A 16,442-nucleotide genomic window follows, 5' to 3' on the forward strand; every position below is an offset into this window, starting at 1 on the left:
CAGATTGGATCCCCCTCCTTCAGCCAGCCTGTACTAGCATGTCAGCGGCGGGACGCACTATCACTGCAGGTTATTCACATTAGTTACCTTCTTAATCCCCGTCACTATAAGGCCCAATACCTGCACGAAACTCATGGACGAATTGATGAACTCACACCTGTTCCCACAGATAGGCAAGGTCATCGCCAGCACCGGCAGCCGCCATTTCCCACGCATGCTGCATGACCTGATCCTTACCCAACTGGCAGTGGACGCCACCCATATCACCCAATTGCACGTCAGCCGCGAAGGCCTTGGCCGCCGCAAAATCAGCCCGGTGTACACCGATTCGGTGGCGGCCCTGGGCAGCGAGCAACTCGCCGCACAACTGCACCTCACGCGCCGCAAGGACGATGTGCGCTACGTACTGTCGGTGTATCGCTCGCACCCGTCCGAGAGTTTTTCTGCGCAAGAACGCAGCATGCTCCAGGACTTCTCTACGCTGTTGCTGCCCATGGTGGAAAAACACATCACTGCGCTGCAGCCATCGCTCCCGGACAGCCCGTCGGCAGTGCCGCAACACCAGGGCATCGACACCTTGCGCCGACGCATTCAGGAGCGCCTGGTGCAATCGGGGCTGACCTTGTCCAACCGTGAACTGGAAGTGTGCGTGGGCCTGCTGGCCGGGCGCACCGCGCCGGAGCTGGCCGAGCAACTGGCGTTGAAGGTCAACACCATCGAGAGCTACCTCAAGCGTGCGGCGATCAAGTTGGGGATCAGCGGGCGGCATTCGTTGTTGCGGTGGATGTACTCGACCGAAGACGGCACCCGTTTCTGAGCTGACGCCAATCAAACTGTGGGAGCACGCTCGCTCCTACACGGGTAGTCGGGCAAGCCCAGCTTTCAGCAAAAAAACCGCCCTTGCGGGCGGTTCAAGAAAACTCGGCCTTGATCAGAAACCGAGGGAGAAACTTACCGTCACGGCGTGGTCCTTGTCGTTGCGCGAGAGTTGGCCCGAATAGCCCAGGCCCAGTCTGCCGTTCTGGCTGATCTGGTAGTCCAGGCCCGCTTCCACCACCGCGCTGTCTTTGGCAATCGGCACGCCCTGGGTGCTGAACGAGCCACCGCCATTGATAAAGCTCAGGTCGGCGTCGGGCTTGGTGTCACCGAAGGCATGGCGCCAGCCGATGCTGCCCCGTGGGGTGATTTTCGAGCCGTTGCCCAGGGTGATGGTCTGGCCAATGCGCACGCCCAAGGTCGAGTAGGTGATGTCTTGGTCGGCATCGCCGCGCAGGGCTGCCGAGCCGCCTTTCTCCTTAATGGTGTCGCTGTCGTAGTTGACGTAGGCCAGGCCGGCGAACGGTTCCAGGGCCACGGTAGGGGTTTGAATGGTGTAGCCGACTTCACCGAACACCTGCGCACTGCGTGCCTTGTAGTCGGCCTTGAGGCGTTGGCCCTCGCCGCCGACGGCCACGTTGCGTTTGCTTTCGATGTCATGCCAGCTGTACGCCACGCCCATGCGTGCGGCGAAGGCTTCTTGCTGGTAGGCGGTGTAGGCCATCAGGTGGTAGCTGTCCACATCGGCACTGGAGTTGCGGCGCTTGGCGTCCAGGTCGCTGCGGGTGTAGCCGGCGGCCACGCCCACGCGCCAGGCGTCGTCCACCTGCTTATCGGTACCGAGCAGGAAGCCGCTGAGGTTACGGTCCAGCTTGGCGCTGTTGCTGTCACCGCCCATATGGCCCCAGGTACCGAGCACCCGCATCCAACCGACCATCTCGCCGTGGCAACCGGCGCTGCTCAGGTGGTTCTCGCTAGGTGCCAGAGCATTGCGCGGGTCGTCCTCGCGGTAGCAACCGGGTTGGCGCAGGCGCTCGTTGACCGCGTCACGTACGTAACGCGAGTCTTCAAGCATGGCGCTGGCGGTGCTGGCGTGGATTTCGCCGGACAAGCTGTCAAAGGCCGCGCGTGCCGCCGCTGCATCACCGTTAAGCAGTGCGTTTTGCACCGCTGCGCCACCGACTGCGGTACCTGTACCCAACGCCGCCGCCACGCCGCGCTGGTTACCGGTGGCCGCCACGCTGGCATAGCTGACGTCGTTGCGGCTGACCGCCAGGGCCACTTGGGTTGGGCTGTAGTTCAACGCGGTAGTGAGGAATGCCAGGTTCTCCAGGTTGGTGGTGGCGAAGGTGCCGTTGACCGCGCCGGCTGTCAGCAGGGTGTAGGTGGTGGCGCCGGCATAGGGTGCCAGGTTGACCACATTCAAGGTGCCGCCCAGGTTGGCGGTGCCGCCCACGGCCAAAGAGCCGGTGGTGGATGGGGTGATCACCAGGTTCAGCGCACCGGTGCTGGCGTTGGTGAAGTTACCGGCCACGGTCAGCTTGCCGCCGTCGGGTGTCACCGAGCCGTTGTTGACCAGCGAACCGACACTGCCGTTACCGGTCAGCCCTGCACCGTTGGCCACGGTGACCTGGCCGCCAAGTACCGCGCCTGGGTTGGCCGCGTTACCCACTTGCAACACGCCCTCTTCCACTGCCACGGTGCCGCTGAACGGCTGGTTGCCGGTCAGCAACAGCGCGCCTGCGCCTTGCTTGATCAGCGCACCGGTGCCGCTCAAGGTGCCGCTGAACTGGCCATTGGTGCGCTGGGTAAACAACAACCGCGCGTTGTTGAGGATCCTGCCACGCAGGCTGGTGGTGGTGCCCGCCAGCGTACCGCCACTGACGGTGGTGCCGCCGGTGTAGGTATTGGCGCCGGTCAGCAGCAAGGTGCCGGCATCCAGCTTGTTGATGCCGCCGGTTCCCACCAGCGGTGCATCAATCTGAGCGGTCACGCCGGAATTGACCCGCACCGGCGCCAGGCTGCCATCCGCCGCATTGGTGGGGCTCAAGCTGCCGCCCTCGCCGGCGACCAGCGTGTAGCCGGCGTCCAGCACTTGCAGGCCAGTGAAGCCTTGGTTGCCGACCACGGTCACGGTGCCGCCCTGCCCGCCAAATACGGCGAACTGGTTGGTGGACGCCTGCCCTTGGGTGCCGGTGGGGTCGGTCCAGTTGGTGCCTGGGCCCCAGGTACCGCTGCCGCCGCTGATGCTGCCATCGGGGTTGGTGGTGCCGCCGTTCCAGAACTGGATCTGCCCTGGGGTGGTTTGCACCACCAGGTTGAGCTGGTTGGCCAGCGCCGTTTGCAGGCTCAGGTTGCCCAGTGCCACCGGCAAGGTGCCAAAGGTGAGGCCGTTATCGGTCAAGCTGCCGCCGTAGCGGAACAGTTGGTACACACCGACGCCGAAGCCGCCCGTATCGCTGACGTTGAGCGTGCCGTCCAGGGTCAGGTTGCCCGCCACGTTCACCGCTGTACTGGAGGCACCCGGCGCACCGAGGGCGAAGTCCAGGGTGGTGCCCGACGACAAGGCCAGCGAACCCACCGACAGTGGCGTCGCGGCACCAGCCTTGAGCACCGAGCCGTCGGCCATGTTCACCGCACCGCCCAGGGTGCCGCTGCCGCCGAGGGTCGCGCCGCTGGCGACTTGCACCGCGGCGCTGTTCAAGGTGCCGTTGACCAGCAGGCTGCCGGCATTGACGTTGGTGTTACCGGTAAAGGTGTTGTTGCCGCTGAGCAGCAACGCGCCGGTGCCGGTTTTGTTCAACACGCCGGTACCGGTGAGGTTGCCGGTGTAGGTGCCGTCGCTGGCTTGCTCAAAGGTCAACGCCGCGTTGTTGGCGATAGCGCCTTGCAGGCTGGTGGTGTTGCCGGTGGTGCTGCCGCCGTTGAGCGTGGTACCGCCGCTGTAGGTGTTGGCAGCGGTCAGCAACAACGCGCCGCTGCCATTTTTCACCAGGCTGCCGCTGCCGCTGATCACGCCGTTGAGCGCCAGGTCGTGGCTGCCGGCCAGGGTCAGCGGGCCGCCCAGGTTGAGGGTGTTGGCCAGTTGCAGGTCGGTGCTGCCATCCAGTTGCGCCGCGCCGCCGACCGTTAAAGCGCCACTGCCCAGGGCAGCATTATTGCCGAGGATCAATTGGCCGGCGTTCAGGCCCGTGCCGCCGCTGTAGCTGTTGACGCCATTGAGCGTCAGCGCGGCCGCACCGTTTTTCACCAGGCTGCCGCTGCCGCTGATAACCCCGTCGAGGGTCAGTGCGTTGCTGCCACCCACCGCCAAGGCACCGTTGAGCACGGCCGCATTGGCCAGGCTGACCGCCGCGTTGCTGTCCAGGGTGGTGCCGCCTGCCGCCGTCAGAGCGCCAGTGCCCAGGGCACTGTTATTGCCCACCACCAGGGTGCCGCCGTTTAGCGCGGTACCGCCGGTGTAGCCATTGCTGCCGTTGAGCACCAGGGTACCGCTGTCGAGTTTGGCCAGGGTGCCGGCGCCGTTGAGGGTCACGCCCAGGGTGGCGGTGGCGTTCGGGTCGACGCGCACCGCGGTGTTGCCGGTGCCGCCATTGACCAGGTTGAGCACGCCCGCCGTGCCAGCGCCCAGGGTGTAGCCATCGGTGACGAACTGCATGCCGGTGATGTTCTGCGTGCCGTCCACCGTCACGTTGCCCGCCGCGCCTTGGAACACCGCGAAGCTGTTGACCCAGCCCTGGTTGAGGGTGCCGTCGACATTGGTCCAGTTGGTATTGCCCGCGTTCCAGGTGCCGGTGCCGCCGTCAATCGCACCGTTGCCGATCAGGCTGTTGCCATCCCAGAACTGCACGGTGGTGTTGGGCGCGGTCACCAGCAGGTTGACCTTGTTGGTGACCGCGGTCTGCACTTGCAGGTCGCCCGGCACCACGCTGCCTGGCAGTGTGCCGAGGGCCAGGCCGTTATCGGTCAAGGCTCCGGTGTAGTTGATGAGGTTGTAGACGCCGCTGCCAAAGCCGCCGATATCGGTGACATTGAGGTTGCCGTCCAGGGTCAGGTCACCGCCGACATTCAGCAGGCCTGTGCCGCCACCCAGCACCGGAGTGCCGAGGCCGACATCCAGGTTCGAGTTGCCCCCCAGCACCAACGAGCCCACCGACAGCGTGCTGCCGGTGGCCAGGCCGATGTGCCCACCGTCGGCCACAGTCACCGCGCCGGCCAATGAACCGCTGCCGGCCAGGGTCGCGCCGCTGTTGACTGCCACCGTGCCGCTGGCCAGTGAGCCTGTGACATTCAAGGTGCCGCCGTTGACGGTGGCCGCGCCGCTGAGGGCATTGGTGCCGCTCAGGTTGAGCACCCCGCTGCCGTTTTTATCCAGGTTGCCGGCGCCGTTGAGCGCACCGCCAAAACTGTTATCCAGGTTGCTGCCACCCACCGCCAGCGTAGCGCCGCCAGCCACCTGCACCGTGCCGTTGCCGGCCAGGCTGTTGAGGTTGGCATCGCCACCCAGGTTGAGGCTCGCGCCGCTGCCGACAGTGACGCCGGAGGTGGTGCCCAGCGCACCATTACCCGTCGTGGTCACGCTGCCCGCCGCCACAGTGAGTGGGCCGCTGAAGCTGTTGTTGCCGGTCAGCAGCAGGTCCGCCGCGCCATTTTTGATCAGCGCTGCGTTGCCAGCGAGTACACCGGCCAGGGTCAGGTTGTTGCTGCCAGCGACAGTGAGGTCGCCATTAAGATTGACCGCATTGGCCAGCACCAGCGGCGTGCTGTTGGCCAGGGTCGCCGCAGCGCCGACGGTCAACGCGCCCGAGCCCAGGGCTGTGGTGCTGCCGAGGGTCAGCGTGCCGGCATTGAGCGCCGTGCCGCCGCTGTAGGTGTTGGCGCCGTTGAGGGTCAGGTTGGCGCCACCGGCCTTGGTCAACGAACCCGTGCCGTCCACCACACCGTTGAGGCTCAGGTCGTTGCTACCGCCGACCGTGAGCGCTGCATTCAGGCTGGTGTTATTGGCCAGGGCCAACGCCGTGTTGGTGTCCAGGGTGGTTGCCCCATTGACCGCCAAGGCACCGCTGCCCAGTGCCGACGCATTGCCCAGAGTCAAGGAACCGGCATTCAATTGCGTGCCGCCCAGGTAGGCATTGGCACCGTTGAGCGTCAGGTTGCCCGCGCCGGTTTTGGTCAGCCCACCGCTACCGCTGACCAGGCCGTTCAAGCTCAGGTCGGCGGTGCCCAGAATGCCCAGGTTGCCGGCCAGATTGACCGTGTTGGCCAGGGCGACCGCTGTGCTGCTGTCGAGGGTGGTGCCAGCGGCCGCGTTCAGGGCGCCACTGCCCAGGGCACTGTTGGAGGCCAGGATCAGGCCGCCTGCGTTGAGTGCGGTTGGGCCGGCATAGGTGTTGTTGCCACTGAGGGTCAGGTTGGCGATACCATTCTTGATCAGGCTGCCCGTACCCGCCACGGTGCCGGCCAGGGTCAAGGCATTGCTGCCGCCGAGGGTGAGGCTGCCGTTGACGTTGAGTGCATTGGCCAGGCTGACCGCGGTGTTGCTGTCCAGGGTGGTGCCATTGGCGGTGGTCAAGACGCCGCTGCCCAGGGCGCTGTCATTGCCGACCACCAAGGTGCCGCCATCCAGGGCGGTGCCGCCGGTGTAGCTGTTGACGCCGTTGAGCACCAGGGTGCCGGTGTCGAGCTTGGCCAGGGTGCCGCCGCCGTTGAGCGCGACGCCCAGGGTGGCAGTGACGCCGGGATCGACACGTACGGCGGTGTTGCCACCCACGCCATTGAACAGGGTCAAGGCGCCCGCTGCGCCGCCGGCCAGGTTGTAGCCATCGGTGACGAACTGCAAACCGGTGACGGCTTGCGCGCCGTCAACCGTGACGGTGCCCGCCGTGCCTTGGAACACGGCAAAGCTGTTGGGCGTCCAGGCGGTATTGAATGCGCCGTTGACGCCGGTCCATTGGCTGCCGCCTGCACTCCAGGTGCCGCTGCCGCCTTCGATGGTGCCGTTACCCGTGGTTTGGCTGCCGTCCCAGAACTGCACATTGGTACTGCCGTTGACCAGCAGGTTGATCTGGTTGCCGATCGCAGTTTGCAGGTCCAGGTCGCTGGCCGGGATGTTCACCGGCAGGCTGCCCAGTTGCAGGCCGTTGTTGGTCAGGCCACCGGTGTAGTCGATCAGGCGGTAGATGCCCGCACCGAAGCCGCCTATATCGGTGACGTTGAGGGTGCCGTCCAGGGTCAGGTTGCCGTTGACCTGAACCAGCGCCGTGCCGCCAGTGGCGGGCGCGCCGAGGCCCGCATCCAGGTTGGAGTTGGCATTGAGCAGCAGCGAACCGGTGGTCAGGGTCGCGCCGGAGTTGACGGCCAGGTGGCCGCCATCGGCGATGCTCACATTGCCCAGCAAGGTGCCGGTACCGCCGAGGGTGGCGCCACTGCCCACCGCCACATTGGCGCTGGCCAGGGAGCCATTGACGAGCAAGCTGCCGGCGTTGACCTGGGCATCGCCGGTCACCACGCTGAGGCCACCGAGGGTCAAGGCGCCCGTGCCGTCTTTGGCCAGGTCGCCGAGGCCTGCCACGATCCCGTCGAAGGTGCTGTCCAGATTATTGTTGCCGACGCTCAAGGTGCTGCCGGCGCCTACGGTTGCAATCCCGGTACCCGTGAGGGCGCCCAGGCTGGCGCTGCCGCCCAGGTTCAGGGAAGTACCGCTCGCCAGGTTGACCCCAGCGCCGACACCCAGTGCAGCATTGCCCAAGGTGGTGAGGCTACCCGATTGCACATCGAACAGGCCGTTGAAGGTGTTCGTGCCGGTCAGGCTCACATCCGCCGTGCCGGTTTTCACCAGGCTACCGCTGCCGGCCAGCATGCCGGCCAGGGTCAGGTTATTGCTGAGACCGCCCACGGTCAGGCCAGCATTGAGGTTGACCGCATTGGCCAATACCAGCGGTGTGCTGTTGGCCAGAGTAGCGGCACCGTTTACGTTCAAGGCGCCGGTACCCAGGGCCGCTGCCGTGCCCAGGGTCAGCGTGCCGGCGTTGAGGGTGGTGCCGCCTTGGAAGGTGTTGACGCCATTGAGGGTCAGGTTGGCTGCGCCGTCTTTAGTCAGGCCCGCCGTGCCGGTCACCAGGCCACCCAGGGTCAGATCGTTACTGCCGGCGACGGCAAGGTTGGCGTCAAGCACGAGGCCATTGCCCACTGTCAGCGCCGCCGTGCTATCCAGGGTCGCCGCGCCGCCTACAGTGAGGTTGCCCAGGCCAAGGGCAGTGGCGCTGCCCAAGGTCAGCGTACCGGCGTTCAGGGTGGTGCCACCCAGGTAGGCGTTGGCGCCGCTGAGGATCAGATTGGCCGTGCCCTCCTTGGTCAGGCTGCCTGCACCGTTGATTGCGCCGCCGAGGGTCAGGTCAGCGGTGCCGCCGATGCCCAGGTTGCCCGCCAGGTTGATCGCGTTAGTGGTGGTGACCGCCGTGCTGGCGTCCAAGGTGGTACCGCCTGCGGCGTTCAACACGCCCGCGCCCAGCGCCGTATTGCTGGCCAGGATCAGCCCGCCTGCGTTCAAGGCCACGGGGCCCAGGAAGGTATTGGTGCCGCCGAGTGTCAGGTCTGCCGTGCCGTTCTTGACCAGGCCACCGATGCCGCTGATGGCGCCATTGAGCGCCAGTGCGTTGCTGCCGCCGAGCGTCAGGCTGGCGCTGAGTACCGCATCATTGCCCAGGGTTACGGAGGCGTTGCTGTCCAGCGTGGTGCCCGCCGCAGCGGTCAACGTGCCAGTGCCCAGCGCGGTGTTGCTGCCGACCACCAACGTGCCGCCATTGAGCAAGGTGCCGCCGGTGTAGCTGTTGGCGCTATTGAGCACCAGCGTGCCGGTATCGAGTTTGTTCAGAACGCCCGCGCCGGTGATCTCCACGCCGAGGGTGGCCGTCGCCAGTGGGTCGACGCGCACGGCGAAGTTGCCACTGCCGGTACTCAACTGCCCACCGGTGCCATTGACCAGGCTGTAGCCATCGGTGGCGAATTGCATGCCCGTGAGGGTTTGCACGCCGTCTACGCTGACGGTACCCGCCGCGCCTTGGAACACCGCAAAGCCGCCGCCCCAGGTCTGGTTGGAAAGGCCGTCGGCCGAGGTCCAGTTGGTGCCGCCCGCGGTCCACGTGCCGTTGCCACCGTCAACACTGCCGTTTGCGATGGTGTTGCTGCCGTCCCAGAAACGAATATTCGGCGCCGCTACCACCAGGTTGACCTGACTGCCCACTGAAGTCTGTACCAGCAGATCACCCAGGCCATAACCCAGCGGCACCATGTTGACGTTCAACGCACCGGTCAAGCCGCCGGTGTAGTTGATCAAGCGATACACACCAGCGCCAAAGCCACCGGCATCGCTCACATTAAGGTCGCCGGCCAGGTTCACATTGCCACCGACATTCATCAGCGACGTCAACGACGGCGCGCCGAGGGCCACATCCAGACTGGCCCCGGCACTCATGTTCAGGCCAGCGGCCGACAAGGTCGTGCCACTGCCCAGCGCCAAGTGCCCGCCACTATTGATATTCGCCGTACCCAATAGCGAGCCACTGCCAGTGAGGGTGCCGCCGCTATTCACGTTGACCAACGCGCTGCCCAGGGAACCATCGACATCCAGGGTGCCCGCGTTGATCGTCGTGTTACCGGTGATGCCATTGATTGCGTTGAGCGTGAGCGTGCCGGTGCCCACCTTGATCAAGCTGCCCGCACCGCTCAGGTCTCCGTCAAAAGTACTGCTGGTGTTCACACCACCCACGGTGAAATTCAAACCGCTGCCGACTGCCACGCTACCTGCACCGCTGAGGCCGGCCAGGCTGGAATCGACGCCCAGGTTCAGCGCAGCGCCAGCGCTGACATCAACGCCAGAGGTGCTACCCAATGCACCGGCGCTGCCGGTGGTGACGCTGCCAGAGACAATATTCAATGGCCCGGTAAAGGTGTTATTGCCGCTCAAGGTCAGGTCAGCCAAGCCATTTTTGATCAGTGCACTGGCGCCGCTGATCACGCCGCTGAGGTTGAGGTCATTGTTACCCGCGAGCGTCAGGTCGCCATTCAAGGCAATCCCGTTGTCCAGGGTGAAGGTCGCGCTGGTATCCAGGGTTGCCGCACCGCCGACCGTCAAGGGGCCTGCGCCCAATGCGCCTGCCGCGCCCAAGGTCAGCGAGCCAGCGTTGAGGCTGGTGCCACCGCTGAAGGTGTTGGTGCCGTTGAGGGTCAGGTTGGCCAGGCCATCCTTGATCAGCGCACCCGCGCCGCTGACTACACCGCCCAGGGTCAGCGCATTGGCGCCGCCGACGGTCAGCCCGGCGTTGAGGGCAATGTTATTGCCCAGCGCCACCGCCGAGGTGCTGTCCAGGGTGGCGGCGCCGCCGACAGTCAAGTTGCCCAGGCCAAGCGCGGTGTTGCTGCCGACGGTCAGGCTGCCCGCATTCAGGGTGGTGCCACCCAGGAAGTTATTGTTGCCGCTGAGTGTCAGGCCGGCCGTGCCGTTTTTGGTCAGGCTGCCTGCACCGTTGACTGTGCCGCCCAGGGTCAGGTTGGCGCTGCCACCGATTCCAAGGTTACCGGCCAGGTTGATCGCGTTAGTCAGCGTGGCAGTGGTGCTGGCGTCCAGGGTCGTGCCTGCGGCTGCATTCAACGTACCCGCACCCAAGGCATCGGTAGCGCCAATCACCAGCTTGCCGCTGTTGAGTGCCGTGTTGCCCAGGTAAGTGTTCGCTTGATTGAGGATCAGATCCGCCGGGCCGTTCTTGATCAACCCGCCAAGGCCCGCCACCACGCCGCCAAGGGTCAGCGCGTTGCTGCCGCCAAGGGTCAGGTTACCGCTCAGGTTGAGGTTATTGCCCAGGCTCACTGCTGCACTGGCATCCAACGTGGTACCCGCCGAGGCGTTCAACACACTGGCGCCGAGCGCAGTATTGGAGCCAACCACCAGCGAACCGGCGTTGAGGGCCGTGGCGCCGGTGTAAGTATTGTTGCCCGTAAGCGCCAGGCTCGATACGCCCTCCTTGATCAACCCGGAACCACCGCTGACAACCCCGCCAAGGGTCAGCGGGTTCACGCCATCGACGGTCAGATTGGCGTTCAAGGTAATCGCATTGCTGGTTGTCAGCGCAGCATTGCTCTGCAAAGTACCCGCACCCGCCACGGTCAAGGCACCGGTACCTAGCGCTGCGGCATTGCCCAATGTAAGCGTGCCGGCGTTCAAGGTGGTACCACCCTGGAAGGTGTTGGCGCCGCTGAGGATCAATTCGCCCGTACCGACTTTGGTCAAGCCAGTGCTGCCCGAGATCAGGCCGTTCAAGGTCAGCCCGGTAGCAGCCCCCTGCACCGTCAGGCCACCGGTTCCGAGGGTCATCAGGTTAGCCAGTGTCAGGTTGTTAGTGGTGGCTTCGATAGCGCCGCCGTTGGACGTGAGCACACCGCTGCCGAATGTCGCGTTGTTATTGAATTGCGCCACGCCGCCATTGAGCGTGGTGCTACCGCTGACCAGCGGCCCTAGCAAGGTCCAGGTGCCGCTGTTGATGGCCAGGTTGTTGAAGTTGACATAGTTGGCGCTTGAGGCCGTGCCGGTACCCGTACTGCCACCACCGACACCCGTCGTGTTTTCAAGGATCAGTGAGTTGCTGCCGCCTGCCCCGCCGTCCACCTGGCCGGTGGGCGCAAAGGTGAGGTTCACTCCGATCAGTCCGCCCAGGCTTACGCCAATGCCGCCGCCGTTGGTCACTTGCGACCCCGTGACTGCCGTAAAGGTGTTGGTACTGGCGGTCCCCATCGACACGCCGCCAGAGATGGTGCCGGTGTTGCGGAACGTGTTCCCTGTAGTGGAGCTCTCGAGCGCCACGCGCCCGGTCAGGGTGCCATTATTCGTCATATTGACCTGGCCGCCACCCTGGACCGCCACCACCGGGGTATCGGAGGCGAACAGCGTCAGGCCGAGCAAAGAGGAAGAACCAATGACACCGTTGTTAACGATCGTGGTGGTGCCGCCTGCGCCGTTAGTGGCGTTCAGGGCCATGCCGTCCAGCGAGGCCAGGTTCAGCCCCAGCAACGCGCCAGTCCCGCGCATGATGCCGGTGGCGCTGTTGGTGATATTCAACACGCTGGCTGCCGTGTTGCCGATCACCACACCACCGCTCAGCACCGAAACCAATCCGAGGAGTGCCGGGTCAATGGTGCCGGCGTTGTTCAACGTCGTGTTGTTGCCGCTCAGGGTCAGTGCTTTACCGCCCAACGTCGCATTGAGCTGCGCCCCCGCGTTGACGTTGACCGTCAGGCTGTTGACTGCACTGCTGAAGGTATTGAGTAACAGCGGCAATGACGGCACACCCGTACAGGTCACCGTCGCTCCAGCGGTGGGACTCGCCGGGCTACAGGCGGCGAACACATCCGGGCTCGCCAGCCCCATCACCAACCCGGCCACTCCCAGGCGGATCGCAAGAGAAAGCGCAGAAATACGAGGTAAAGCGGCAGTCGCAAGTCTTCTATCCACGTTCTACTCCTTGTGGTCCAAGCCTTTCATCCGTGACTGCGTGTAAGCCTTGTTTCAACGATCCACACGCATCGAATTCGAAACACCTGACCGTGGTGACTACTGATCCAGTTTTTCGAAACGTTAGTAGACCTGCGCGAAAGCCATTGAATTAAATGGTATTAATACTTTCGTAAGACCGGCGTAAGAATGGGATGAGAGCCAACACCCATTGACTGTCGCGACAAAAATACAAGTTTCCAAATGTGAAAAAGCGCTCTAATAGCGCCCTATCCTCCCCCACCGTAGGCGCGAGCTTGCTCGCGAAAATCCTCAACGATGACGCGACAAACCAGACACAGTGCGGTGCCCTTGCGTTTTTCGCGAGCACGCTCGCTCCTACCGTTGATCGATGCAAATGCTGGAGTTCGTGATGCCCCATGAAGGCAACCTGTTACAAGCAGCCGTGGTGTTCCTGTTCGCCGCCGTGCTGACCGTGCCCCTGGCCAAGCGCCTGCAATTGGGTGCGGTGCTGGGCTATCTGTTCGCCGGTGTGATCATCGGCCCGTCGGTGCTTGGCCTGATCGGCAACCCGCAAAGCGTGGCGCAGTTTTCTGAACTGGGCGTGGTGCTGTTGCTGTTCATCATCGGCCTGGAGCTGTCACCCAAACGCTTATGGGTGATGCGCAAGGCAGTGTTCGGCGTCGGCCTGGCCCAGGTCCTGCTCACCGGCGTGGTGATGGGTGCGGTCGCGCTGTGGCTGTTTGGCCAGTCGTGGAACAGCGCCATCGTGCTGGGCCTGGGCCTGGCGTTGTCCTCCACGGCGTTTGGCCTGCAAAGCCTGGCCGAACGCAAGGAGCTCAACCAACCCCACGGGCGCCTGGCCTTTGCCATCCTGCTGTTCCAGGACATTGCCGCCATCCCGCTGATCGCCATGGTGCCGTTGCTGGCCGGCAGCGATCACCCGACCACCGAGGCTCAGGGCGTGCAACACGTGTTGCAGATCCTGGGCAGCATCGCCGTGGTGATCATCGGCGGGCGCTACCTGTTGCGCCCGGTGTTTCGCATCGTGGCCAAGACCGGCCTGCGCGAAGTGTCCACCGCCACCGCGCTGCTGGTGGTGATCGGCACCGCCTGGCTGATGGAATTGGTGGGCGTGTCCATGGCGCTGGGCGCGTTCCTCGCCGGCCTGCTGCTGGCAGACTCGGAATACCGCCACGAACTGGAATCCCAGATCGAGCCGTTCAAAGGCTTGCTGCTGGGCCTGTTTTTCATCAGCGTGGGCATGGGCGCCAACCTCAGTTTGCTGCTCAGCACGCCGCTGGTGGTGATCGGCCTGACCCTGCTGCTGATCGGCTTGAAGCTGCCACTGCTGTACGCCGTTGGGCGGATGGTGGGCGACCTCAATCGCGAAAGCGCTTTACGCCTGGGCGTGGTGCTGGCGGCGGGGGGTGAATTTGCCTTCGTGGTGTTCAAGATCGGCCGCGACCAGGGCCTGTTCGAACCGCAGCTGTACGACGTGCTGGTGCTGACTATCACCCTGTCCATGGCCGTGACCCCGCTGCTGTTGCTGGTGTGCCCGAAGCTGTTCAAGCCCAAGGTCAAGCCGGTGGAAGTACCCGAGGAATACCGCGCCATCGAAAGCGATGCGCCCCGCGTGGTCATCGCCGGCATGGGCCGGATGGGCCAGATCGTGGCGCGTATCCTGCGCGCCCAGAACATCTCGTTCATCGCCCTCGATACCTCGGTGGAAACCATCGAGCTGACCCGCAGTTTCGGCGGCATGCCGGTGTTCTACGGCGACCCCCAACGCCCGGAAATCCTCCACGCGGCCAAAGTCGATCAGGCGGAATTCTTCGTCATCGCTATGGACGACCCGGAGATCAACATCAAGACCGCCGAGTTGGTGCGCAACCTCTACCCGCACATGAAGATCATCGCCCGTGCACGTAACCGCCAGCACGTACACCGCCTGGTGGACCTGGACGCTTCACCGGTACGCGAAACCTTCTACTCCAGCCTGGAAATGAGCCGCCGTACCTTGGTCGGCCTCGGTTTGAGCCAGGCCCAGGCCGATGCGCGCATCAACCGCTTCAAGACCCACGACCAGCAGGTACTCGCCGCCCAACACGCGGTATACGACGACGCGGCCAAGGTCATGCAAACCGCCCAGGAAGCCCGTGCGGAACTGGCGCGCCTGTTTGAAATGGACAGGCTTGAGGAAGAATCTTCCGACAAAGTGTGACGGGGCCGATGAACGAGATTGCGAATTTTCTGACAGAATACGCCGCAATTTCGTTCATCCCCGGAGTGCTTCATGGCCACGTTCACCAAGACCGCAATGCTGCTGGCCCTCGCGCTCACCGCCGGCAGCGTATTCGCTGCTGTCAAGCCCACCACCCAGACCATCTCCACCTTGGGTGGCAAGTTCACCTTCAAACTGCCCAAGGCCTACAGCGCCGACACCCTGCCCTCCGGCACCGCGCAAGACGGCACCGCTGACACCCAAGGCACCTTGTACGCCAACTCAACGACGAAAAGTGTGGTGATCGTCGCCGAAACCGTGCGCAACGATGGGGCAAAGATCCAGGATAACGACCCGCAGTTCCTCGACGGCGCCGTGGCCGATTTCGTCAAGGACCAGAGCGCTGCCCTGCCCGACTTCAAGAAACTGGGCGAGAAGAAACTCACCTACAAGGGTTTGGGCCTGCGCCAAGTGGACAGCAGCGCTACCCAAGGTGGTGGCAAGACCTTGAACTCCACATTCCTGGGTGGTTCAGGCAACCATCTGCTGGTGATTCAGGCGATTTCGCGGGCGGATGATGTGAAGGGGCATGCACAGTTGGTGAAGCAGATTACAGGCGGCAAGTAACCCCCCTCTTCCCGCCAACACAAAACCCATGTGGGAGCGGGCTTGCCCGCGATGGCCATAGGTATCTACACAACTGTGCAGTTCGCCGCAGCCACCGGTAACCACGATGCGAAGCGAGCCGCTCTTGATCTTGATCTGCTTTTGATCTCAGGCGCCCCGTCAAACCACGCTGGCCGGAATTCGACAGGGATTTGGGGGGTAAACCGGCAGGGATGCCGGTTTAGCCGCCCCGCGCCATGGATGGCGCGTGGCGGCGGCCCCCCAAATCTCTGGCGGATTACGGGCACACCGAGCCTAGGCGAGGTGCCAAGTGGTGGGGCGAGGACCTTTTGGTTACTTTTGGGTCCTTCCAAAAGTGACCCGCTGTCAGAGCGGAACCCTAAGTAGCCGTTACCTAAATAACGGATATATACCCGATCCAACTGTGTTAGCTGCCAGGCCGCCTTCGCGAGCAAGCCCGCTCCCACAGTTTGATCGCGGGGTGTCAGGTAGATAGCCGTAGGCTGGGAGGCCGCCATCGCAGGCAAGCCAGCTCCCACATTTTTAACCGCATTTCACTTCAGGCTTTTCTCTAGCCAGGCTTTCAAGTCCTGGATTTCCGCCGCGCTGATGGTGTGATTCATCCCCGGGTACTCATGAAACTCCGGCTTGAGCCCCAACCCCGCCAGCACCTCGTTCGCCTGCGTGGCCGAGCTAAAGGGCAACGCCTGATCCAAAGTGCCATGGCCAATAAAGATCGCCAGCTTGCCCATCGCCGCATCCGGTTTCAGCGCAGACCTGAGCACCGGTAGCACGCTGCCACTGAGCGCAGCGATACCGCGTACCAACTCGGGTTCACGCAAGGCCACCTCGTAAGACATGATCGCGCCCTGGCTGAACCCCACCAAGAACACCCGATCACTTTGGGTGTGGTACTTGGCGGTGGCCTTGAGCACAAAGTCCTTGATCAGCCGGGCGCTGCTGAACAGTTCGTCGGTCTCGCCGTTGTACTCAGGCTCATCGGTCTTGGTAAACCAGCGATAACCCTGCGGTTCCACCGGCAGCGGCGCACGCACCGAAAGATAAGTCCAGGTGGACGGCAACGCGTCTTTGATATCAAACAGGTCTTGCTCGTTGCTGCCAAAACCATGCAGGAAGATCACCAGTGGCTGGTTGCGCGCATCGCCCTGGGTCTGTTCCAGGTAGGACAACGGCAAGTCTGTGTGCAAGCCGCTATCGGCATGAGCGGCGCTGGCCACCAGGGCCAGGGCGAAGGCAAGCTGTTTGAGCATC

5 protein-coding genes are annotated in these 16,442 nt (G+C 63.9%); 3 read left to right on the top strand and 2 right to left on the bottom strand.

The features are described from left to right. Nucleotides 1-145 precede the first annotated feature (145 nt). Entirely contained in the window at nucleotides 146-817 is a 672-nt protein-coding gene (locus CRN80_RS25930; RefSeq protein WP_169918634.1) for a helix-turn-helix transcriptional regulator, read from the top strand. Nucleotides 818-931: 114 nt separating this feature from the next. On the opposite strand, the gene CRN80_RS25935 is transcribed toward CRN80_RS25930, so the two are convergent. Then, entirely contained in the window at nucleotides 932-12,319 is an 11,388-nt protein-coding gene (locus CRN80_RS25935; protein WP_098951873.1) for an autotransporter-associated beta strand repeat-containing protein, read from the bottom strand. Nucleotides 12,320-12,731: 412 nt separating this feature from the next. On the opposite strand from CRN80_RS25935, the gene CRN80_RS25940 reads away from it, so the two are divergent. Further along, nucleotides 12,732-14,543: a monovalent cation:proton antiporter-2 (CPA2) family protein gene (locus tag CRN80_RS25940; protein ID WP_032897482.1), complete on the top strand. Its 1,812-nt coding sequence runs from the start codon at nucleotides 12,732-12,734 to the stop codon at nucleotides 14,541-14,543. A gap of 72 nt (nucleotides 14,544-14,615) precedes the next feature. Continuing rightward, the gene (locus CRN80_RS25945) at nucleotides 14,616-15,170 is read left to right on the top strand and encodes a hypothetical protein (protein WP_098951875.1); all 555 of its coding nucleotides are present in this window, start codon (nucleotides 14,616-14,618) and stop codon (nucleotides 15,168-15,170) included. A 554-nt stretch (nucleotides 15,171-15,724) separates the two neighbouring features. Here the strand turns inward: CRN80_RS25945 and CRN80_RS25955 are convergent. Continuing rightward, on the bottom strand, nucleotides 15,725-16,441 hold the full coding sequence (locus CRN80_RS25955) for an alpha/beta hydrolase (protein WP_098951877.1): 717 nt from the start codon (nucleotides 16,439-16,441) through the stop codon (nucleotides 15,725-15,727). Nucleotide 16,442: the final 1 nt, after the last annotated feature.

It is taken from the genome of Pseudomonas sp. FDAARGOS_380 (genome assembly GCF_002591235.1).
Classification (GTDB): Bacteria; Pseudomonadota; Gammaproteobacteria; order Pseudomonadales; family Pseudomonadaceae; genus Aquipseudomonas; species Aquipseudomonas salmasensis.

Bases quoted from the DNA above. Each gene is read 5' to 3' on its own strand.
- CRN80_RS25945 (WP_098951875.1), top strand. From the start codon at position 14,616: ATGGCCACGTTCACCAAGACCGCAATGCTGCTGGCCCTCGCGCTCACC.
- CRN80_RS25930 (WP_169918634.1), top strand. From the start codon at position 146: ATGAACTCACACCTGTTCCCACAGATAGGCAAGGTCATCGCCAGCACC.
- CRN80_RS25940 (WP_032897482.1), top strand. From the start codon at position 12,732: ATGCCCCATGAAGGCAACCTGTTACAAGCAGCCGTGGTGTTCCTGTTC.
- CRN80_RS25955 (WP_098951877.1), bottom strand. From the start codon at position 16,441: ATGCTCAAACAGCTTGCCTTCGCCCTGGCCCTGGTGGCCAGCGCCGCT.